This window comes from Sphingorhabdus sp. (assembly GCF_035329025.1).
Taxonomy (GTDB): Bacteria; Pseudomonadota; Alphaproteobacteria; order Sphingomonadales; family Sphingomonadaceae; genus Sphingorhabdus_B.
On the sequence record NZ_DAOLHN010000026.1, the window covers coordinates 1 to 21,672 of the forward strand.

21 protein-coding genes and 1 tRNA gene are annotated in these 21,672 nt (G+C 55.7%); 10 read left to right on the top strand and 12 right to left on the bottom strand.

What is annotated here, in order from left to right:
• Both lipA and PKC81_RS08760 read left to right on the top strand, forming a co-directional pair.
• Positions 1-759, top strand: a 759-nt coding sequence (lipA, locus tag PKC81_RS08755) for a lipoyl synthase (RefSeq protein ID WP_324335155.1), incomplete at its 5' end; no start/stop codon positions are given.
• Between the two features lie 21 nt (positions 760-780).
• Positions 781-1,224, top strand: a complete 444-nt coding sequence (locus tag PKC81_RS08760) for a type II toxin-antitoxin system RatA family toxin (protein WP_324335157.1) — start codon at positions 781-783, stop codon at positions 1,222-1,224.
• On the opposite strand, the gene PKC81_RS08765 is transcribed toward PKC81_RS08760, so the two are convergent.
• From PKC81_RS08765 to PKC81_RS08775, 3 genes are read right to left on the bottom strand one after another with little or no spacing between them, the layout of a single operon-like run.
• Positions 1,200-1,700: a CinA family protein gene (locus PKC81_RS08765; RefSeq protein ID WP_324335248.1), complete on the bottom strand. Its 501-nt coding sequence runs from the start codon at positions 1,698-1,700 to the stop codon at positions 1,200-1,202. The genes PKC81_RS08760 and PKC81_RS08765 overlap by 25 nt on opposite strands.
• A 5-nt stretch (positions 1,701-1,705) precedes the next feature.
• Positions 1,706-2,287: a hypothetical protein gene (locus PKC81_RS08770; RefSeq protein WP_324335159.1), complete on the bottom strand. Its 582-nt coding sequence runs from the start codon at positions 2,285-2,287 to the stop codon at positions 1,706-1,708.
• A 10-nt stretch (positions 2,288-2,297) separates the two neighbouring features.
• The gene (locus PKC81_RS08775) at positions 2,298-3,464 is read right to left on the bottom strand and encodes a bifunctional 2-C-methyl-D-erythritol 4-phosphate cytidylyltransferase/2-C-methyl-D-erythritol 2,4-cyclodiphosphate synthase (RefSeq protein WP_324335161.1); all 1,167 of its coding nucleotides are present in this window, start codon (positions 3,462-3,464) and stop codon (positions 2,298-2,300) included.
• Between the two features lie 106 nt (positions 3,465-3,570).
• Between PKC81_RS08775 and dusB the strand changes: the two genes are divergently transcribed.
• The 7 genes from dusB (at position 3,571) to hflX (ending at position 12,765) form a co-directional block, all read left to right on the top strand.
• Positions 3,571-4,566, top strand: a complete 996-nt coding sequence (dusB, locus tag PKC81_RS08780; RefSeq protein WP_324335163.1) for a tRNA dihydrouridine synthase DusB — start codon at positions 3,571-3,573, stop codon at positions 4,564-4,566.
• Entirely contained in the window at positions 4,556-5,659 is a 1,104-nt protein-coding gene (locus tag PKC81_RS08785) for an ATP-binding protein (RefSeq protein WP_324335165.1), read from the top strand. The genes dusB and PKC81_RS08785 overlap by 11 nt, the downstream gene beginning before the upstream one ends.
• Complete coding sequence (locus PKC81_RS08790) at positions 5,656-7,092, top strand: sigma 54-interacting transcriptional regulator (protein ID WP_324335167.1); 1,437 nt, start codon at positions 5,656-5,658, stop codon at positions 7,090-7,092. Before PKC81_RS08785 ends, PKC81_RS08790 begins: the two co-directional genes overlap by 4 nt.
• A gap of 71 nt (positions 7,093-7,163) precedes the next feature.
• Positions 7,164-9,404 (top strand): ATP-binding protein, encoded by a 2,241-nt coding sequence (locus PKC81_RS08795; RefSeq protein ID WP_324335169.1) that lies wholly within the window; start codon positions 7,164-7,166, stop codon positions 9,402-9,404.
• A gap of 9 nt (positions 9,405-9,413) precedes the next feature.
• Positions 9,414-10,811 (top strand): sigma-54 dependent transcriptional regulator, encoded by a 1,398-nt coding sequence (locus PKC81_RS08800; RefSeq protein ID WP_324335171.1) that lies wholly within the window; start codon positions 9,414-9,416, stop codon positions 10,809-10,811.
• 143 nt (positions 10,812-10,954) lie between these two features.
• Positions 10,955-11,452 carry an RNA chaperone Hfq gene (gene hfq, locus PKC81_RS08805; protein ID WP_324335173.1) on the top strand — a complete coding sequence of 166 codons (498 nt, stop codon included), beginning with the start codon at positions 10,955-10,957 and terminating at the stop codon, positions 11,450-11,452.
• A complete protein-coding gene (gene hflX, locus PKC81_RS08810) occupies positions 11,449-12,765 on the top strand; it encodes a GTPase HflX (RefSeq protein WP_324335175.1) in 1,317 nt (438 codons plus the stop codon). Before hfq ends, hflX begins: the two co-directional genes overlap by 4 nt.
• Here hflX and mazG read toward each other — a convergent pair.
• The 9 genes from mazG to PKC81_RS08855 form a co-directional block, all read right to left on the bottom strand.
• Positions 12,762-13,535 (bottom strand): nucleoside triphosphate pyrophosphohydrolase, encoded by a 774-nt coding sequence (mazG, locus tag PKC81_RS08815; RefSeq protein WP_324335177.1) that lies wholly within the window; start codon positions 13,533-13,535, stop codon positions 12,762-12,764. The genes hflX and mazG overlap by 4 nt on opposite strands.
• Before the next feature lie 73 nt (positions 13,536-13,608).
• Positions 13,609-14,202: a TIGR02281 family clan AA aspartic protease gene (locus PKC81_RS08820; protein ID WP_324335180.1), complete on the bottom strand. Its 594-nt coding sequence runs from the start codon at positions 14,200-14,202 to the stop codon at positions 13,609-13,611.
• Positions 14,195-14,977, bottom strand: a complete 783-nt coding sequence (locus PKC81_RS08825) for a TatD family hydrolase (protein WP_324335182.1) — start codon at positions 14,975-14,977, stop codon at positions 14,195-14,197. The genes PKC81_RS08820 and PKC81_RS08825 overlap by 8 nt, the downstream gene beginning before the upstream one ends.
• 3 nt (positions 14,978-14,980) lie before the next feature.
• Positions 14,981-16,540, bottom strand: coding sequence for a methionine--tRNA ligase (gene metG, locus PKC81_RS08830; RefSeq protein ID WP_324335250.1), 1,560 nt, complete (start codon positions 16,538-16,540; stop codon positions 14,981-14,983).
• A gap of 31 nt (positions 16,541-16,571) precedes the next feature.
• On the bottom strand, positions 16,572-17,528 hold the full coding sequence (locus tag PKC81_RS08835) for a DNA polymerase III subunit delta' (protein ID WP_324335184.1): 957 nt from the start codon (positions 17,526-17,528) through the stop codon (positions 16,572-16,574).
• A complete protein-coding gene (gene tmk, locus PKC81_RS08840) occupies positions 17,525-18,154 on the bottom strand; it encodes a dTMP kinase (RefSeq protein WP_324335186.1) in 630 nt (209 codons plus the stop codon). Before tmk ends, PKC81_RS08835 begins: the two co-directional genes overlap by 4 nt.
• Positions 18,151-19,230, bottom strand: coding sequence for a D-alanyl-D-alanine carboxypeptidase family protein (locus tag PKC81_RS08845; RefSeq protein WP_324335188.1), 1,080 nt, complete (start codon positions 19,228-19,230; stop codon positions 18,151-18,153). Before PKC81_RS08845 ends, tmk begins: the two co-directional genes overlap by 4 nt.
• A 105-nt stretch (positions 19,231-19,335) precedes the next feature.
• On the bottom strand, positions 19,336-20,283 hold the full coding sequence (locus tag PKC81_RS08850) for a septal ring lytic transglycosylase RlpA family protein (protein ID WP_324335195.1): 948 nt from the start codon (positions 20,281-20,283) through the stop codon (positions 19,336-19,338).
• 4 nt (positions 20,284-20,287) lie between these two features.
• The gene (locus tag PKC81_RS08855; protein WP_324335197.1) at positions 20,288-21,388 is read right to left on the bottom strand and encodes a lytic murein transglycosylase; all 1,101 of its coding nucleotides are present in this window, start codon (positions 21,386-21,388) and stop codon (positions 20,288-20,290) included.
• A 136-nt stretch (positions 21,389-21,524) separates the two neighbouring features.
• On the opposite strand from PKC81_RS08855, the gene PKC81_RS08860 reads away from it, so the two are divergent.
• A tRNA-Ser gene (locus tag PKC81_RS08860) sits at positions 21,525-21,614 on the top strand.
• Positions 21,615-21,672: the final 58 nt, after the last annotated feature.

Consider the following 21,672-nt stretch of genomic DNA (forward strand, 5'->3'; position numbering starts at 1 on the left):
TGCTGGACCAAGAAGCACGCCACGGTGATGATCCTCGGCGACGTCTGCACCCGCGCCTGCGCCTTTTGCAACGTCAAGACCGGCATGCCGCGTGCGGTCGATCCGCTGGAACCGGAACATGTGGCGATTGCAGCCGCCAAAATGGGACTGGAGCATATCGTCATCACATCTGTCGATCGTGACGATCTGCCCGATGGTGGCGCCAGCCAGTTTGTGAAAGTGATACAGGCGCTGCGCCGTAACACGCCCTCGACCACCATCGAAATCCTGACCCCTGATTTCCGCAACAAGGTGGAGAGTGCGGTCGAGTCGATCATCGAAGCGCGGCCCGATGTCTATAACCATAATCTGGAAACGGTACCGAGGCTCTATCCGACCATTCGCCCTGGCGCGCGCTATTACGCGTCGCTGCGGTTGCTCGAATCGGTGAAGCGCCATGATCCGTCGATCTTCACCAAATCGGGCGTAATGCTCGGGCTGGGCGAGGAGCGGATGGAGGTGCATCAGGTGATGGATGACATGCGCAGTGCCGACATCGATTTCCTGACAATGGGCCAATATCTGCAGCCCACGCCCAAGCATGCCAAGGTGGCCGAATTTGTCACGCCGCAGGCATTCGATGCTTATGCAGCGATTGCACGGGCCAAGGGCTTCGTGCTGGTTGCGGCCACACCGCTGACGCGTTCAAGCTATCATGCGGGCGATGACTTCGCAAAGATGAAGGCCGCGCGCGAGGCGCAACTCGCCAAGGCGGGTTGATCGGCAAAGCGGGGTAGGGGCATGCCGCATCATCACGAACGCCGGTCGCTACCCTATAGCGCAGACCAGATGTACGACCTTGTCGTCGATGTCCGCCGATATGGCGAATTCCTGCCCTGGGTCGCTGCGGTGCGCATCCGCTCCGACAGTGAAACAGAGACGATGGCGGACCTGATTGTCGGGTTCAAATCGCTGCGCGAATCCTTCAGTTCGCGGGTGTTGAAAACGCCCAAGTCGAAGGTTGAGGTTGACTATCTCGATGGCCCTCTCCGGCATTTGCATAATCAGTGGCTGTTCGAAGAAGCTGATGACGGCTGCATTGTCGATTTCACCGTCGACTTTTCCTTCCACAACCGCATGTTCGAAGCGTTGGCCGGACAGTTTTTCGATCACGCACTGCGCAAGATGACCGACGCCTTCATCGAACGGGCGGGGGTGCTTTACGGGGTTGGCAGTAAGAGCTGAAGCGCGTGCAGCGTAGCAGCTTTGCGTATTTCTGATCGGTTTTTGTCCTCGCCGAAATGGATCTTGTCGGCGACCACATCTTCGGGATCCTTGCCGCGCTCGGCGACCGCAAATACCACAGTTCCTACCGGCTTTTGTGGCGTGCCGCCGTCAGGGCCGGCAACGCCGCTAATCGCAACCGCAATGTCAGCGCTGCTGCGTTTCAGCGCACCCTGCGCCATCGCCCAGGCGACGGCAATCGATACGGCACCAAAGGTATCGATCAATTCCTCGCTGACCTTCAAAGTCTTGATCTTGGCTTCATTCGAATAGGTGACGAATCCGGCCTGCAACACCGCGCTGCTGCCCGGGATTTCGGTGATTGCACCTGCAACCAGGCCTCCAGTGCAGCTTTCGGCTGTCACGATCATACGGCCAGCCGCCTTGTTGGAAGCGACGACCTCCTCAGCGAGTTTGTATACGTCCTTTGGCAGCATGCTGTTCACGAACCCGCGGCCACGGCGGTAGCGACATAGGGGCAGACGGCAAAATCATCGAGCGGTCGAGCGCTGGATTTTTCACCCTCTCCGGCGTCCTTCTTCTTGTCTTTCGAGGCGGCGACCAAAATTGCACCCAGCGTCGAAGCAATATTTTCCGCAGACAGGGGCGCAATGGCTGTCCAGATATTATTGGCCGCCTCACATGTTTCGGCATCTATGCCTTGCACCAGCATTCCCGGTAACATGCCCTCTACAAAGGGCAATATGGCTGAGCCAGACATCGGAACCGGAAGCTGATCTGCGAGCATGCGGGCAAGAATTTCACCCGCCGCAACCCTTTCGCGCTCTGCGGAAGATGCATAGCGCGCGGTCAGTTCGGCAGATTGCACCAACAGCCCGGCATTTGCCGGAAGGAAAGCCTTGCAGCTTGCTACCGCTTGGCTGTGCAATACGGGAAGCAGTGTTACGGCAACACTCTGAAATTCGCTATTACTCATGCAGGGCTTGGCTGCACTGGCAGCTATTGCGCCCTGATGGAACCCAAGTGCGGCAAGTGCGACGGCGGTTGCGAACAGTTTTCTCATATCGAACCCTTCACTTAACAAGAGTGGCGATTGCTTGCGCAGCTATGCCTTCGCCGCGTCCTGCAAATCCCAATTTTTCTGTTGTTGTTGCTTTTATCGAAACCCGATCGGCCTCGATAGCTGCTATCTCGGCAACCCGTGCTTGCATCGCCTTTTTGTGAGGGCCGATCTTGGGCGCTTCGCAAATGATGGTGACGTCAAGATGCGCCACACGAAAACCGGCATCGGATGCCAGCTTGACGGCATGGGCAAGGAACCGGTCGGAACTCGCGCCTTTCCATTGTGCATCGCTGGGCGGGAAATGATCACCGATATCACCGAGCGCTGCAGCGCCCAGAACCGCATCGGTCAGGGCATGGAGCGCAACGTCAGCATCGCTATGGCCGGCGAGGCCATATTCGTGATCGATACGCAGCCCGCACAACCACAATTCCTCACCCTTGGCGAAGCGGTGGACGTCATAACCCATGCCGGTTCGGATATCTTGCATCGTTGTCGATTGAACCAACTCACGGTCAAAGTCATCGGCAAAGGTGAATTTGGCAAGATTTTCATCGCCCTCGACGATTGCGACCTTGAAGCCAGCGGCCATCGCCATTCGGGCATCATCCGTGGGGATCTGACCTATGTTCCAACCTTTGTGCGCCTTTGAAATGACGTCATGACGGAAAGCCTGGGGTGTCTGGATCCGGAAAAGATGTTCTCGATCAACGGTTTCGGTCAAAACACCTTCGGCATTACCGCGAGACAGACTATCGACAACGGGGAGGGCAGGCACTGCGCCGTCGGATGACGTCAATGCATCGAGAAGGCGAGCAATAACGGCGGAGCTGAGAAACGGTCGCGCTGCATCATGGATGAACGTACATCCAGTAAAGTTAATTTTATCAAGATATTGAATAGCATTATTCACGCTATCCCTACGCTCTGCACCACCTGATACGACGATGACGTCATCCAATCCTCCCAAAGCAGCGACGGCGAGGGCATTTTGGTCCGCAGCAACCACCACAATGATCGTTTCAAAGGCCGGATGCGCCCGGAATGCCTCGACACTGTGTCGCAACATGGGCTTTCCCCGAACTAAGCGGTATTGCTTGGGAATATGGCCGCCAGACCGGCTTCCACTGCCAGCGGCAACAATTATCGCGGCAGCTTCGGGCGGCGGCTTGTCCATGTGCCGCGCCGTAAACGTTGCAGGCTTGCGCGCCAAGGCGAATATCGCTAGGGCGCTGCCTAAATTTTAGGCAGTTACGTACTGCAAAACAATTTTCGAGATACAGATGAAGCTCAAACCCATCCAGATCGGCCCGCTGGAAATTGCATGTCCGGTGGTGCTCGCACCAATGACCGGCGTGACCGACATGCCTTTCCGCACGCTTGTGCGCCGTTTCGGCTCGGGTCTGAACGTAACCGAGATGATCGCCAGCCAGGCGATGATCCGCGAAACCCGTCAGTCACTGCAGAAGGCGGCCTGGCATATGTCCGAAGAGCCGGTGTCGATGCAGCTAGCCGGCTGCGGCCCCAAGGAAATGGCAGAGGCAGCCAAGCTCAACGAAGATCGTGGTGCGGCCATTATCGACATCAATATGGGCTGCCCGGTGAAAAAGGTGGTCAATGGCGATGCCGGTTCGGCGCTGATGCGTGACCTTCCGCTCGCCGCCAGCCTGATTGAAGCGACCGTAAAGGCGGTTTCGGTACCCGTCACCGTCAAAATGCGCATGGGCTGGGATCATGGCAGCCTCAACGCCCCTGAACTGGCGCATATCGCCGAAGATCTGGGCGCAAAGCTGGTCACCGTTCACGGCCGCACGCGCAACCAGATGTACAAGGGGAACGCCGACTGGGCCTTTGTCCGCAAGGTAAAGGACGCCGTCAAAATTCCCGTTATCGTCAATGGCGACATTTGCTCGATCGAGGATGCCGACAAAGCGCTGGAACAGAGCGGCGCCGATGGGGTGATGATCGGGCGTGGTGCCTATGGCAAGCCTTGGCTGCTGGGGCAGGTGATGCACTGGTTCAACACGGGCGAGCCCCGTCCCGATCCTTCAATCGACGTCCAATATGACCTGATCGTCGAACATTATCGCGCGATGATGGAGCATTATGGCGAACAAGTCGGTGTTCCCTGCGCCCGCAAGCATATCGGCTGGTACACCAAAGGGTTGGTAGGATCGGCGGAGTTTCGCAACATGGTCAACCGCATCGATGATGCGAACCAGGTGCTCGGCGAACTTGCCCGTTTCTACGAACCTTTGTTGATGCGAAATGCCGCCTGAGGCGACGACCATTGCAGCCAACCGCCCGCCTGACGGGCTGTTGCTGTCGACCATATCCTTGCCACTTCTGCTATCGGGCGCAGACAATCTGATCCTTTTTGCCAATGAGGCAGCGGAGGCCTTTTTCGGCAGAAGCAGTCGTCGCATTATTGGCGAACCGGCCCAATCGCTGCTTCGCTTTGCCAATGAACGATTGAACAGCGCGATCGAGGTGCGCGAAAGTGACATAAGCGCCCAGAATATGCGGTTTCAAACACCGGGGGCACAGGCCAATTATGTCGATCTGAACATCTCCACACCGCTGGGCTACCCCGACTGCCGTCTTTACATCCTTGTGCCAAGGCAAGCCGACCGCGACCAGATTGGCGAGCAGACCGACGGAGGCAAGCAGCAGGCAATGGGTGCGCCGGCAATTCTTGGCCATGAGATCAAAAACCCGTTGGCGGGTATCAAAGGTGCAGCCCAATTGCTGGCGCGAAAAGTCGATCCGAAACAAGCCCCACTTACAGAACTGATCGTGCATGAAGTCGACCGCATTGCCCGGCTCCTCGACCAGATGCAAAATCTCGGACGGGTGATGCCAGGCCAAATGCAGGCGGAGAATATCCACGAATTGATCGAACGCGCGATACGGTCAGTGCGTGCCGCGAACAAGGTTATGCCTGCGATCGATATCAACTATGACCCATCACTGCCTGATGTGCAGATTGAGGCCGATGCCATGGTGCAGGTTCTCATCAACCTGATCCAGAACGCAATCGACGCACTGGCACACACCGCCGATCCGCAAATTGGCATTTCCACCCGTTTCGTGATGGGTGCGGCTCTTCGGAGCGAAGGGGACAAGGGCGTGCGGTTGCCGGTAGAAGTGACCATCAGCGACAATGGTCCAGGAATAGCTGCGCATATCGAGACGGAGCTATTCTCGCCATTTGTGACGACCAAAAGGGAAGGGCAGGGTCTGGGTCTCGCCATTGTCCGCAAATATCTGTCGCAGATGAATGGTCGCATATCGGTTGAACGCGATACCACCAGTCAACGGACCATATTCCGAATTTTCCTGCCTTTAGCTGAAAGAAAGACCAGCACATGACTGCCGACAAGGTATTGATTGTCGAGGATGACCTTTCGATCGGCATGGTGGTGCGGTCGGCGCTTGAAGCGGAAGGCATCGAAGTCGATGTGTGCGAAAGCGCGAATGCGCGTGACGCGGCGCTGGCCGGGAACCGCTATGACCTGATGCTGACTGATGTCGTGCTAAAGGATCGCGACGGCATTTCCAGCCTTGAGGATGTGATCGCGCAGTCGCCCGACATGCCAATTATCATCATGTCGGCTCAAAATACGCTGGATACTGCTGTACGCGCGAGCGAGATCAATGCTTTTGAATATTTCCCAAAGCCCTTCGATCTGGATGAACTGGTTCTAGCGGTAAAGCAGGGGATCGAAAAACGGCGGGCCGACAATCAAAGTGACGGCGGCACTTTGCTTGAGGCGACCATGCCGATGGTCGGACGAAGCCCTGCGATGCAGGATGTCTATCGGATGGTCGCGCGACTGCTGCGCAATGACCTGACGGCGCTGATCCTTGGCGAATCCGGAACTGGCAAAGAACTGGTAGCCGAGGCCATCCACAATTTGGGGCATCGCAAGACCGGCCCATTTGTTGCCGTCAACATGGCGGCCATACCGTCTGAGCTGATAGAAGCAGAATTGTTCGGTCATGAAAAAGGGGCCTTCACCGGAGCGGTCGGGCAAGGGATTGGCCGCTTTGAACAAGCACAAGGCGGCACGCTGTTTCTCGATGAAATAGGGGACATGCCCTACCATGCGCAAACCAGGCTGTTGCGGACGCTGCAAAGCGGCACAATCAGCCGCATCGGTGGCAAGGCGAGCATCCGCCTCGATGTTCGGATTATTGCGGCAACCAACCAGGACCTTGAAGCGCTTATTGCGGAGGGTAAGTTCCGCGAAGATCTGTATTACCGTCTTAACGTAGTTCCGGTGCACCTGCCACCACTGCGCGCCCGGCCTGAGGATATCGGACTATTGACGCGCCATTTCCTCAATCTGGCAGCCAACGAGGGGCTTCCCACCAAGCAGATTGACGAGGATGCCATATCGCGTCTGACGCAAATGCCGTGGCGCGGGAATGTGCGTGAGTTGAAGAACTTTATCTACCGGTTGACGCTGACGGCACGCGAGGATTGTATTTCGGAAGCGACGGTGACGCAGATTGCCGGATCGGCAGACGCGGAACCCACGATCGCTGGCGGCATGTGCAGCTTTGAAGCGGCCGTGGCCCAATTCATGGCCGAACAACGTCAGCGCGGGCATGGCAGGGAGCGTATTTATGTGCGCGCGCTGGCAGCTTTTGAAAAGCCATTACTGCAGGCCGTCATGCAACAGGCCCGCGGAAACCAGTTACAGGCAGCCGCTATGCTGGGGATCAATCGCAACACCTTGCGCAAAAAGCTGAACGATTATGGGCTGGTCGGTACCAAGATAGGTGAAGCGCGTCGCTGATGCGGTCAATTGGTTAATTTCAACGCTGATTGTGCTTTTCATGCCACTCTTGCCGTGGCACAAGTTGCTTAATGGCAACAGTTCAAAAGCCCCAGATTGAATTTGACGGCACGACATCGGCGTCGCGCTGGGTAAAGGCGGTGCGCTGGCTGGGTACGCCGAACATAGTCAAGATTTTGGAAATCGGATCGGCGGCTGTGTTGTTCGTCATGGTGGCGGTGACAGCATGGGTGTTGGTCGGCCAAGGTCCAGAGTCGGAGCCACTTTCGCCTCCCATTGCCGCGGCGCTTCTTGTCGCCAATCTGCTTCCCGCAACGACTTTGATGATGCTGGTCGGACGGCGTATCGCGATCAAGCGCGCATCCACAATTGGTGAAAGCGAAGGGCAATTGCATGTCAGGCTGGTGGCCATATTCTCGCTGCTTGCTGCAGTGCCTGCTTTATTACTTTCGATCTTTGCATCGGTGCTGTTCCAGAGCGGCGTGCAATTCTGGTTTTCGAATTCAGCGCAAGGCATGCTTGAAAATGCAGGCGCGCTCGCCAAGGGTTATTATGAAGAAAAGCTGCGCGATGTCGGCGATGAAACGGTTGCGATGGCAGGTGACATCCGCTTCGCATTGGACCAGACCGCGCCCACCGACCCCCAGTTTCTGAGCTTCTATTATGATCAGGTTTTGCGACGCAAGTTGAGCGAGTCTGCCATCGTTGCGGTCACGCAAAATGGGGGGCAGCAAACATTGGTTGTCGCTTCACCCGAGGAGCGCAAGGGCAACTGGATAAGTGCAAGTGAACTCAAACGCTTGCGGGACGGGCAAGATCAGATTGTAACGGCGCAGCCAGACCGGATTGTCGCGGTCAGTCGACTGTTCGATAAGCCGGAAACTTTCCTTTACGCTAGCCGTACAGTCAGCGTTCCGTCGTTCATGCTCGGCGAAAAGGCGCAGAGCGTGCTGGAAGACTATAAGGCAATGGAATCGCGCTCGCGCAGTCTGCAATTGCAGTTCAACGCTTTGCTTTATGTCGTATCGCTGCTGATCATTGGTGTAGCAGTATGGGTGGCGCTGTTTGTGGCCGATAGACTTGTTCGCCCGGTGAACAATCTGGTCGATGCGGCGCAACGCATTGCGGATGGAGACCTTAGCATCCGCGTCGAGGAGGAGGGGCTTCGCAAGGACGAAGTCGGCTTCCTCTCCCGCTCGTTCAATCGTATGACCGAGAGGCTTCAGTCGCAAACCGAAACTCTGCTGGCTGCGAACCGACAACTCGATGACCGCCGCGCTTTTATCGAGACCGTCCTGGAGTCCGTGTCTGCCGCAATTGTCAATGTCGACCGGGACGGAACTATACGTTTGGCCAACGGCACCGCAGAACGCCTGCTTTCAAAGGGTGGCAGTAGCATTGTCGGGCAAACATTGATCGACGTTGCGCCATTTGTAAAGGATTTGCCCGCCGACGGTCGGTCGCATGCCATATTGCAGGTCGGTGACGGAACCGAACCACAAACTCTGGCGATCAAGATTTCGGATGGTGAGGGCGGTCAGGTCGTTACTTTTGAAGACATCACTCAACAGTTGTCGGATCAACGCCGTGCCGCATGGTCCGACGTGGCCCGCCGGATTGCGCATGAAATCAAAAACCCCCTAACGCCGATCCAACTGGCAGCCGAACGACTGCGCCGTCGCTTTGGCAAGCAGATCGACGAGGGTGCAGATGTTTTCGATCAACTGACCGGAACGATCATTCGCCAAGTTGGTGATTTACGTAACATCGCCGACGAATTTTCGTCCTTTGCGCGTATGCCGAAGCCTGTTTTCCGCGACGAGGATATGGGCGACATTGTCGGTCACGCCATATTCCTGTTTGAAGTTGCCAATACGGATATCGAATTTGACTATCAGCCACCTGCAACCCCGCTTTCCATGCTCGCAGACCGGCGGCAACTGGGGCAGGCTGTCACGAATATCCTCAAAAATGCAGTCGAATCGATCAAGCAGCGTGAGGAGGCATCGCAAGGGCGTGTCGAAGTCCGGTTACAAACGGGCGATGGAAAATTGTCGGTGCAGATTGCTGATAACGGCATAGGCCTGCCACCCGAGCGGGACAGGATTGTTGAGCCCTATGTTACTACCAGAGCGACCGGATCGGGGCTGGGGCTAGCGATTGTTCAGAAGATTGTAGAGGAACATCAGGGCACGCTGACTTTTGATGACAATGCCAGCGGCGGTGCAACTGTGACCATGTGCTTCGATCTGCTTCGGCTAGATGCAGTGATCACGGGCGGTGTCGGCCGCCAAAGTGAAAAAACAGAATAGGATCGGACGATGGCACTCGACATACTCATTGTCGACGACGAAGACGATATTCGTGAATTGGTGGCCGGTGTCCTTTCGGATGACGGCTATGACACGCGTACAGCAGCGACCGCTGAAGCTGCTCTCGAAGCGTTCGACGACCGCCTGCCTTCCCTGGTACTGCTCGACGTGTGGCTGCGTGGTTCGAGCATGGACGGGCTCGAACTACTCAAACTGTTCAAGGCGCGCGATGCCAATGTGCCGGTTATCGTCTTTTCGGGACATGGTAATATAGACACCGCTGTTGCCGCCATCTCTTCGGGCGCTGTTGATTTCCTTGAAAAGCCGTTCGAAGCAGAAAAGCTGCTCCATCTCGTTGCAAGAGCGACCGAAACACAACGGCTTAGACTGGAGAACGCATCATTAAAGGCGCTGTTGGGGCAGGCTGAAGAGCTGACCGGAACTTCTGCTGCTATTAACGCGGTGCGGGCGACGCTTAAAAAGGTGGCTGGAACCGGAAGCCGCCTTCTAATCACTGGGCCCGCGGGAGTGGGGAAGGAAGTCGCCGCACGCCTGCTTCACAGCTGGAGCCCGCGGATGGACGATCCATTCATTTCGGTAAGTGCAGCCCGCCTGTCTCCAGATAGGTTCGAAGAGGAATTGTTTGGCGTCGAAGAAAATGGGCAGTTGATCCAAGCCGGCATGCTCGAGCGGGCACATGGCGGAACGCTGTTTCTAGACGAAGTTGCCGACATGCCTTGGACGACGCAGGGCAAGATATTGCGCGTATTGACCGAGCAAAGCTTCGTTCGCGTAGGCGGCAGTCGCCCGGTACGCGTCGATGTGCGTTTCGTTTCGGCAACCGCGCGCGACTTGCAGGACGAAATCGCCAACGGCCGTTTCCGCGAGGACCTGTTTTATCGGTTGAATGTTGTGCCGGTCGCCATCCCGCCGCTTGCGGAAAGGCGCGAGGATATTCCCGCACTGGCAAGCCATTATGCAGCCCGTTTCGCCGTCGAGCATCGCGTCCCGGCACCAACAATTTCCGAAGATGCCGTAGCCGCCTTGCAGGCTTGTGACTGGCCAGGAAATGTCCGGCAATTGCGCAATATAATCGAACGCACGATCATCCTGGCTCCGGCGGATCGGCTGCAACAGATTGATGCGGACATGCTCCCCGCCGAAATCAACGGCATCAATCCGGGTTATGGCAGCCAGATAAGTTCGATTATGGGCTCTCCATTGCGCGAGGCGCGTGAAGCCTTTGAACGCGAATATTTGCAGGTCCAGATACGCCGTTTCTCGGGCAATATTTCGAAAACAGCTGCTTTTGTCGGCATGGAGCGGTCTGCGCTCCATCGCAAATTGAAATTGCTGGGCATCGTCGTGCGCAAAAGCAGCGAAGGTGGAGAAGACGAAGATTATTGAGGCGCAATGTTGCAACTTTGTGAACTGGTGTAGCGCAATTTTCATATTCGCGGCGCAAGATTATCATGTTATAGATTACAAATGCGGCCAATTTGGCAGCTGTGGTATGTTCTCCCGACCCAAAAGCATAATAGGAAAGCATAATGACTGAAAAAAATAACGGCCTCCAGGACCTGTTCCTGAACTCACTCCGCAAATCGAAAACCCCGGTTACGATGTTCCTTGTAAAAGGCGTCAAGTTGCAAGGCGTTGTCACCTGGTTTGATAATTTTTCCGTGCTTCTCCGTCGTGATGGCCAATCGCAGCTGGTCTACAAACACAGCATTTCGACAATCATGCCATCGCAATCGCCAGATCGCGCGATGTTCGATGCAATGATGTCCAATGTGCAACACCGAGCGGGTATGCTGCAAGATGTGTTCCTCTATGCGATGCTCGACAAGAAAGAGCCGGTTACGACGTTCCTTGTGAACGGCGTAATGTTGCAGGGCTCGATTGCAGCCTATGATCTTTTTTCGCTGCTTCTTGAGCGCGATGGCACGATGCAATTGGTCTACAAACATGCCGTGTCGACCATTCAGCCCCTGCGCACCGTCAACCTTGCGGAATATAATAAGGATGCTGACGGAGTGGATGATTGAGCGTCTTCAACCGTAACGAAGACGACGGTTTTTCCCGCGGCACCCCCACTATAATTGCATATCCCGAATTGCCCGGGACGCCGTCAGGCAATGCAGAGTACCGGCTTGAGGAATCTATCGGATTGGCGGCAGCCATCGGGCTGGAGGTTATTGAGGCGCGCCATTATCGGGTTCGCTCTCCGCGCGCAGCGACGCTGTTGGGTGGGGGGCAGGTCGATGAGCTTGCGCAACTGGTTGAGAATGAATCGGCTGAACTTCTCATCATAGATGGTGCGTTGACGCCGATACAGCAACGCAATCTGGAAGATCGGGTCAAAGCCAAGGTGATCGATCGGACAGGCCTGATCCTGGAAATTTTTGGCGAACGGGCCGCTACGGCTGAAGGGCGATTACAGGTAGAGCTGGCGCATCTCGACTATCAAGCAGGCCGACTTGTACGCAGTTGGACCCATTTGGAGCGTCAACGTGGTGGCTTCGGGTTTCTCGGTGGACCGGGGGAAACGCAGATTGAAGCTGATAGGCGGATGATTCGAGACCGGATGGCTCGCTTGCGCAAAGAGCTGTCACAGGTCCAGCGCACACGCGGCATTCACCGGGCTCGACGGAAAAAGGCTCCCTGGCCAACCATTGCGCTCGTCGGCTATACCAATGCCGGAAAATCCACACTTTTCAATCGTTTGACCAAGGCATCTGTGCTGGCAGAAGATCTGTTGTTTGCAACGCTCGATCCTACAATGCGTCAGGTGAGGCTGCCTGGCGTAGAAAAGGCAATCTTGTCAGACACAGTGGGCTTCGTGTCCGACCTCCCTACACAGCTTGTCGCCGCCTTTCGGGCTACGCTCGAAGAAGTAACAAGCGCCGACTATATCATCCATGTGCGTGATATCGCGCATCCATCCACCGAGGCACAACGATCTGATGTGCTATCAATCCTTCGTGAACTTGGCATCGGGGAGAATGGGGAAGGGGATAGCCCCCCGATTATCGAATTGTGGAACAAATGCGATAAGTTGCCTGCCGAAGAGAGGGGGCAACTGTCTGAATTAGCCAAGCGAACCCCCAATTGTTTCCTGATTTCGGCGCAAACGGGTGAGGGCGTTGATCTTTTTGTCGAGCAGCTGGCCGCTCGGATAACGTCCGACGGAATAGAGCGTGACCTCGTGCTGGATGCCGCGCAGGGTGACGTTTTGGCCTGGCTACATTCAAAAGGGCAAGTTTGTTCGGTCGAAGAAAAAGACGGAGTTTTGCATATTACAGCCATACTGACCCCGCGTGGCTGGGGCCAATATGAAAAGCTATACCCGAACGTTTAACTCCGTTCGGAAGCCTTTACTCGCTGCCAAAGACCTTCCTTGGCATCCAGATCCAGTTTTTGGAATTCATTGCCAGCAATCTGTTCCATGGCCCGGAAACGGCGTTCAAATTTGTGGTTAGCAGCCTTTAGGGCATTTTCTGCATCGACGCCGGCCAATCGGCAGACGTTGACAGCGGCGAATAGCAAGTCGCCGGCCTCTTCGGCTTTATTTTCTGCTGTTTCCGCGCCACGCAGTTCACCGACTTCTTCATCGAGTTTTGCGATTGCATCTTCGACCTTGTCCCAGTCGAAGCCTGTGCGCGATGCACGTTTTTGCAACTTCTGAGCGCGCAGTAACGCAGGCAGTGCATAGGCGACATCGGCAAGTGCAGATGTGTCGGGCAACTTATTCTGGCGTTCGGCAGCCTTGATCGTTTCCCAATTGGTGACGACGGCATCTGCGGTGTCCGCTTCGACGCCTCCAAAGACATGTGGGTGGCGACGGATCATCTTGTCGCTGATGCTGTCGATCACATCCTGCAAATTGAACAGATCAGCTTCTTCGGCCATGCGGCTGTGAAACACGACCTGAAGCAACAGGTCGCCAAGTTCATCCTTGAGTGCCGCCATGTCATTGCGTTGAACGGCGTCAGCAACCTCATAAGCTTCCTCGATCGTATAAGGTACAATCGTCGAGAAAGTCTGCTCCAGATCCCACGGACAACCTGATACCGGAGTCCGCAGTTTTGCCATGATTTCCGCAAGCTTTTCAATTGAGGGGGGTGTCATAGCCAATCCATAATTAAGTACGATAATATATATTATGTTAAATTGTATATTTGCCTGAGCGAGGAAAGCCCCATCAAGGCTTAAGCTCCATCACATCGCCCTTCACCGTCCAGCTATCAAAGCTATCAAGGAAGTTCATGCCAACGACATTGGTGTCGCCAAAATTATCGGCGATGACGATCGAATGATCATCAATCTGCAAATCGCCGACGCGGAATGTACGAACCTCTCCAAGTTTCGCTTCAATGATACCGTTGGCTGTTTCCAGTTCGGTTGATCGGCCATCCAGTTCAATTCTGGCTTCTTTGGCTAAAGCAGCACCGACCGCAGTGGTTGACGCACCACTATCGACCATGAAGTCGGCTTCTACTCCGTTGATCGACGCCCGCAGCCAGAAATGGCCATCATCCTGCCGAACCAGCCTCAAAGTTTCACCTGCAATAGTTTGACGGGGTGCGCCGGTTAGTTCGCCTTTAACGCGATTCCACATCATCGACAGTTCAGGTCGGAAACTGAAACCGACAAAGACCACAGCAAAAATGCCGACCCAGGCAAAAATCATCTTAGCATATTGGCGCAGTGGAAGTCGTCTTGCGACCAGTCCGCTGGCGATCACCACCAATATGATGATGGCGTAGACCGCTTCTGGCGTCGCAAGCCTATCCATTGGGATTTGCTTTGTTGAACAGATTGAAGAAGTTTTGAGTACTTGTCTCTGCAAGCCGCTCTACAGAAACATTTTTCAATTGCGCGAGAAATTGTGCGGTATTGCTGACAAAGGCTGGTTCGCAGGTTTTGCCACGATGCGGAACGGGCGCGAGGAACGGTGAATCGGTTTCAATCAGCAAACGGTCGTCTGGAATTGTACGCGCAATATCCTGTAAATCCTTGGCATTTTTAAAGGTGACTATACCTGAAAGCGATATGTAGAGCCCCAGATCGAGTGCAATCCGGGCGAAATCTGCACTGGCGGTGAAGCAGTGGATTACACCGGGATAGGGTCCCTGCTCCATTTCCTCGCTCAGGATAGTCGCAGTGTCTTCTTCGGCATCGCGTGTATGGACGATGATCGGCAAAGCGGTTTCACGAGCCGCCACAATGTGTTGGCGGAAACAGGCCTTTTGCTGTTCGCGGTCGCTATAATCATAATAATAGTCGAGCCCGGTCTCGCCGATCCCGATAACGCGCGGATTCCGGGATTTTTCGATAAGTTTTCCGCTGGTTATATCACCATGTTGATCGGCTTCATGCGGATGGATGCCAACCGAAGCCCAAACCCCCTTCTCGCGTTCCGCCAAGCCGATGACGGCATCCCATTCGCTTTCGCGGGTAGAGATGTTGAGCATCGCGCCCACCCCCACCGCACGGGCGCGTTCAAGCACTTCACTTTCCTGCTCGACCAGGCCTTTATAATTCAGGTGACAGTGGGAATCGACAAACATGGCTTATTCTTCCGCCGGGAGTTCCAGTCGTGGAAAGACACCTTGCGGTTGTTCCAGTCTAAAATCGGCTTCGGCGAGCGGCGCATACCAGTGGCTCATTATCCCTGCGAAATTACGCAATTCTGGTGCAACTCCCATCGTATCGAGCATTTTACCGGCGCCCGCTGGAATGATTGGTGAAATCGCCACGGCCAATTGGGCTATGCAGATATACAGCGTCGCCAAAACCGTTTCCATGCGAGCGGTATCTGTCTTTTTCAAAGCCCATGGCGCTTGTGCATCAATATAGGCATTGCAGGCACTTACGGCAGTAATCCAGGCTTCAGCCGCTTGCGACAGAGCGAGATTTTCAAATGCCGTCGGAATTGTTTCCGAAACCGTTTTTCCTACCAGGTCAAACAATGCATTGTCTTCATCGGTGTGCCCGTGGATCGCAGGCAGATAGGCGTCACAGTTCTTGAAAATCTGGCTCAGGGTTCGCTGTGCCAGATTACCGAAACTGTTGGCGAGTTCTGCGTTGGACCGCGTTACAATTGCTTCCTCGCTCCAGCTGCCATCCTGCCCGAAATTGACTTCGCGCAGCAGGAAATAACGAAGCTGGTCCACGCCGTAGCGTTCAGCCAGTTCGAGCGGATCGGCCGCGTTGCCCGCAGATTTGCCCATTTTGGCGCCGTCGCGGGCGAGAATGAAACCGTGACCAAATATTTGTTGCGGCAGCGGTAGCCCTGCAGACATCAGAAATGCTGGCCAATATACAGCGTGGAAACGGACAATATCCTTGCCGATGATGTGAACATTGGCGGGCCAGAAGCGGCTGAAATCTCCCTCTTTATCCGGAAAACCGATCCCGGAAAGATAGGTCGTCAGAGCGTCGACCCACACATACATCACATGCCCCGGAGATCCCGGAACCGGTACGCCCCAGTCAAAGCTGGTGCGCGAAACGCTCAAATCCTTGAGTCCTCCCTCGACGAAGCGCAAAACCTCGTTCTTCCGGCTTTCAGGACGTATGAATTCGGGATGGTCGCGATAATGCACGAGCAATGCATCCTGATATTTGGATAGGCGGAAAAACCAGCTTTCCTCGACGGTCCATTCAACGGGCGTGCCTTGGGGCGATAGTTTGACTCCCCCTTCCCCTTCGGACAGTTCCTCCTCGCCATAATAGGCTTCGTCGCGGACCGAATACCATCCTTCATAGCGATCAAGGTATAGGTCGCCACTTGCCTCCATCGCTTTCCACAGCGCTATGCTGGCTTCGTGATGCCTTTTATCGCTGGTACGCATGAAGACGTCGTTGGAAATATTAAGTTCCGAACACATACTTTTGAAATAGGATGACATTTCATCAGCAAATTCCAGCGTTTCGCGCCCTGCGGCACGCGCCGTCTGATCCATTTTCAGTCCATGTTCGTCGGTACCGGTCACCATCCGGACATCGCGCCCCATCAAGCGCTGGAAACGGGCGATGGCATCGGTGGCAATCGCTTCATAGGCATGGCCAATATGCGGGCGGCCATTGGGGTAAGCGATCGCGGTTGTGATGTAATATGGTTCCGACATGGTCATTTCTGTCTGCAAAAAAGGGGGCCAATCAGCCGCGATTTTGCAGGCTGGCCAGCAGGTTGCCCATTTGGAGGAGAACCGCCTGTTTATCAAGTGTCAGCCCGATGGCGCGCGCAGCAAGCCTGTCGGCTTCGTGAAAGGCATCAACCGCCTTGATTGCCGTTCCTGCATCGAGGGTACGGCCAATGGTTGCTATCCTGACCGGTACAAAGCGCAAGAACGCCTCATAACTGGCCTGCGCATTTTTCACAGATAAAGTCTCAGCCAATTTGGTGCGTAATTTGTTGGTGGGATCGCCGCTGCGAACAATTTCATCAGCTATGCCCTCTATTGCGCCGAAATCCATCCCCGCAAGTGTCATTGCTTGCCCTGGCAATCCTCGACCAGAACGCACCAGCGCATCGACTTCGTTTGACGAAGCCTGTGGCAAAGCCTGCTGCAACGCCTGTCGCATGTCGGCATCGCTCAACGCATCGAAGCGCATCAGCTGGCAGCGCGAGCGGATCGTTGGCAGTAGCCGGTCGCTCGCATGACTGATGAGAATGAAATAAGTCCCTACCGGGGGCTCTTCGAGCGATTTCAGAAGGGCATTGGCCCCTCCCCGTTCCAGATCATCGGCCGCATCAATGATAACCACACGCTTCGGCCCCATCGATGGCCGCGTAGTCAGGCTGTGTTGCACGCTACGGATCTGGTCGATCGCGATGCTGCGCTTGAGCTCTGCATCGGGATCGGCTGCCTCGCCCTCTTTCGGGGCTTCCTTGGGCAGTCGCTGGACCCAAATGATGTCGGGATGGGTGCGGTGTTCGACCATCGAAGCGTAGCGGTTTTCGGGATCGACAAGCATTCGCGCTGCTTCCAGCGCAAAACCGGCCTTCCCTACCCCGCGCGGTCCTGCCAAAATCCAGCCATGATGCAGTCGTCCGCTCGCCAAAGCATTCGCGAAGTTTTGGAAATGCGCGTCATGGCCGAATATCCGGGTCATGGCAGAAGGTCTGCAATCTCTGCAATGATGCGCCCCGAAACCTCTTCCGGCGTTCCAATGGCATCGACCAATCGAACACGTTCAGCCTCGGAATCCGCTATTTGATGGAAAGCGTCGCGAACCCGCTGGTGGAATGCATCGTCGCGTCCTCCGATACGGTCCGTACTGTCACCATCGCGGGCCTGTGTCCGAAGGCGCGAAGCTTCAAGCGGCAAATCGAGTATAATCGTCCGATCCGGCAAATAACCCCCGCTGCCGATCCGGTGTAGATCCATGATAACGGCGTCGCTCAGACCCAGGCTGGCTCCTTGATAGGCGCGGCTGCTGTCGAGGAAACGATCAGAGATTACCCAAATGCCCTGTGCCACTGCGGGCTTGATGCGTTTTTCAACATGGTCGCTGCGTGCGGCGGCGAAGAGCATGGCTTCGGCAGATGCGCCCCAGCGTTCGTCTCCTCCCCCGAGCAACAACTGGCGGATCGCTTCAGCACCTTCGGTTCCGCCCGGCTCACGGGTCAAATCGACTGACAGGCCAAGCGCTTTCAGCTTTTCGGCGAGCAGCGCAATCTGCGTCGATTTGCCCGCGCCTTCGCCGCCTTCGATCGAAATGAACCGCCCCTCAGTCATGCTGCCATGCTCCAGAGCGACATAAAGCCATTCCACGCGCGTTGTATAAAGTTGGCTTTATGTACATCATTCGCTGCAACCAGCGGAAATTTTTGTTGCAAACCATCGGGATAATGAACCGTCAGTACGCCCACCGTTTCGCCTCTACGTAGCGGCGCCTTTAGTGGTTCTGTGTAGCGCATCGTAATTCGGGGTTTTGCGAGAGCGCCCTTCAATCCCAGCATCGATATTTTGTGGGCAGCAATTGCCTCAACAGCAGCCTCGGTTCCAAGTTGGACGGGGATTTTCGTTACTTGCTGTCCTTCTACAAATAGCGGCTTTTCCTGCCAGTTATCAAAGCCCCAGCGCATCATCGCCCGCGCTTCGTCAACACGCGATTGCATTGTTGGCAAACCCGCAACCACCATTATCAAGCGTCGGGGCCCGCGTTGCGCGGTGCCGACCAGGCAATAACCGGCCTCGCTGCTGTGCCCGGTTTTCATCCCGTCCGCTCCGTCGACTGCGCCGAGCAAAGGGTTGCGATTGGACTGAACGATATTGTTCCATCTGAAGCTTCGCTGGCTAAAGAATTCGCGGAACAGGTCCGGATGGTCCTCTATAATCCGTTTGGCGAGCACGCCCAGATCGCGCGCTGTTGAAAAGGTGCCGCCCTTGTCCGGCCACCCATTGGCAGTGCCGAACCGGCTATCTTGCATGCCTAGTCGCTCGGCGGCTGCATTCATTTCTGCGGTAAAAGCCTTTTCGCTGCCACTGATCCCCTCGGCCAATACCACCGACGCATCATTGCCCGAAAGTGTCAGGATGCCGTGCAGCAAATCCTCCACGCTGACCTGCTGTTTTGATTTAAGGAACATGCTCGATCCGCGATTGTTCCATTTGACCCAGCTTTGCGGACGTACGGCAAATTTTTGCTGCCGATCGAGCCTGCCCGATTTGATCGCCTCAAAGGCAATATAGGCGGTCATCATTTTTGCCATTGAAGCGGTCGGGATACGCTTGTCGCCCGCTTTGTCGAGCAACACGACGCCGCTATGTGCATCGACAAGATAGGCGATGGGGGCCTGCGTCCTGTACATCGCTCCGTCTGCCCAGGCTGGATGAGCCACACAAAGCATTATGAAAGGCAAAAGCAGACGCATACTGGCTCGATAACCGGCGAATGCGCGCTTCGCCAGTCAAAGCTATTCGCGGAGCAGCCTTGCCTGTGGATAGCCGCGCTTTTTCGCATCGGCGAGAGCAGCTTGCGCTTCCTTCTCGCTTACAAAAGGCCCGAAACGTACCCTGAACAGTTTCCCATCACCAGTCGGCACAACAGAGGCGTTCAGTTTCTTGGCAAGCGCATCGGCATTGGCGCGAGAGGCGAAGGCTGCCAACTGCACAACATAGGATCCGCCTGTTGCAGCTTTGGGTTTGACTTCCGCTTTGGCCTTTTCCGCGGCCGGTGCGGGTTTGGCAGCTTCCTTTTTCGCCGCAAGCACAGGTTTCGTGGGTTTGGCAGCTTCTTTCGTTACGGGAACCACCGGCGCCGGATTATCCGGCGGAGCAACGGCGATTATAGGCTTGGCCTGCTTTGCCAATTTGTCGCGCAATACTTTCAAAAGCGATTCCGGCGTGTCCATCCGCAATGTCGCGGCCTGCCCTGCCCGTAAGGCAGATTTTTCATTTTCTGGCGGATTGACGCGGCGCACCCGAACGCCGGCTGTGCCTTTTTCGACGATACCCAATTGCCGGGCTGCGCCTTCGGAAAGGTCAATCAGCCGGTCGTTGGTCATTGGCCCCCGATCGTTAATACGCACCAATATGGTCCGCCCGGTATCGAGCGCAGTGACCTCAACATAGCTTGGAAGCGGCAATGTCTTGTGCGCGGCAGAGATAGTGGAAGCAGTGAAAACCTCCCCATTGGCCGTCAATTTCCCTGCCGGTTCGCTCCCATATATACCGGCAAGACCCACATCGTCATAGAGCGCGGCATCTTCGGGCGAATATTTCGTCGCACCAACGGTGAACGGCTCTCCCAGCGTCACTGGATAATCGCTCACTCGTTCAACCGAGGTCGAACTTGCAGTTGCAACGGCATCGCCGCCACCGCCGCACGACGCCAACGCCAAGAGCGCAGCTGTGCTGGTCAATAGTCTAGTTTCGAACCGCATCTGCAAGCAACCCCACCGAAAGAGCGTAAAAATTGGAGCAATTATAGTCCAATATCGCGCGATAGTTGCTGCCCAGTAAATATGCCGTCTGACCTTCCCCATCAGGTTCGATCAAAGCTGCCTGCATAGTGTCGTCAGGCCAGACGCCATTTTGCACGCTGACCCCGCGTTGCTTCCATTCCGATATCCGCATCCAGCGGCTGTGACGGGCAAATACGCGCGTGCAGCGGGTCGGTACCATGGTGCTCTTGATAGCATTGCGGTCGAGCGAGGCAGGCACATTGACGGCAAAGCCCCAGGGTTCGTTGCGGCGCCAACCCGCATTCATCAGATAATTGGCAATCGACGTCATCGCATCGACTTCGCTTTTCCAGATATCGGCATAGCCGTCGCCATCGCCATCACGGGCGAGCCGCAGGTAAACCGAAGGCAGGAATTGCGGACGACCGAGTGCACCCGCCCAACTGCCGGTGATCGCATAGCTGGGCACACCGCGGTCAATCATCTTAAGAACAGCGACAAGTTCCGACTCGAACAGGTCGCGACGGCGGCCTTCGAATGCCAACGAAGCGAGCGCGTCGGGCGCATGGAAATTGCCCATCACGGCGCCGTAATTCGTTTCATGCCCGTAAATGGCAATCATCACCTCTTCCGGGACGCCGGTTTCATTCTCGATCCGCCGCAGCAACGGGCGCAACTCTGTATATTTGGAGCGGCCACGGTTGACGCGCGCGGCATCAACATGCTTGCGCCGATAGGGTTCGAAATCCGGGATCGGCGCTGCACCTGGAGTTTCCGGTTGGCCCCGGTCCAGCTGCACAACGCGTGGAAGATAGGTCAGCGTCGGGATAACGCGATCGAGTGTTGCCTTGCTGACCCCTTCCCGTTCGGCACGGGCACGGACAGTCTGCAGATATTGGGCAAAAGCGTGTGAATGGCTTTGTTCGGCGGATATCTCAGACGATTGCTGCGCGGAAAGCGCAGCGGGCGGACTGGCCACCGCCAGCAATATCGCAACTGCCAAACCGTCGACCGGCCATTTCCCGATACGCAACGCCACAAATCCTCCACGCTTAGAACGCATTAACGATAACATGGAATAGGTGCAGCGGTTAAAAAAAGTTCGCGCCCTGGCGTAAAATGCGCACCGCGTGGCTACAGTTTTGCCCATAGCCACGCTTGCCAGCGCGGCAATTCCTGTCTAGGGCGACCCGCAGCGCGGACAGGTGGCCGAGTGGTTTAAGGCACCGGTCTTGAAAACCGGCGTGGGTGCAAGCTCACCGTGGGTTCGAATCCCACCCTGTCCGCCATCTTGCTATTCCCCGAAATGCATATATGTTCAATAAATCACGGTTTATCCGTGACATA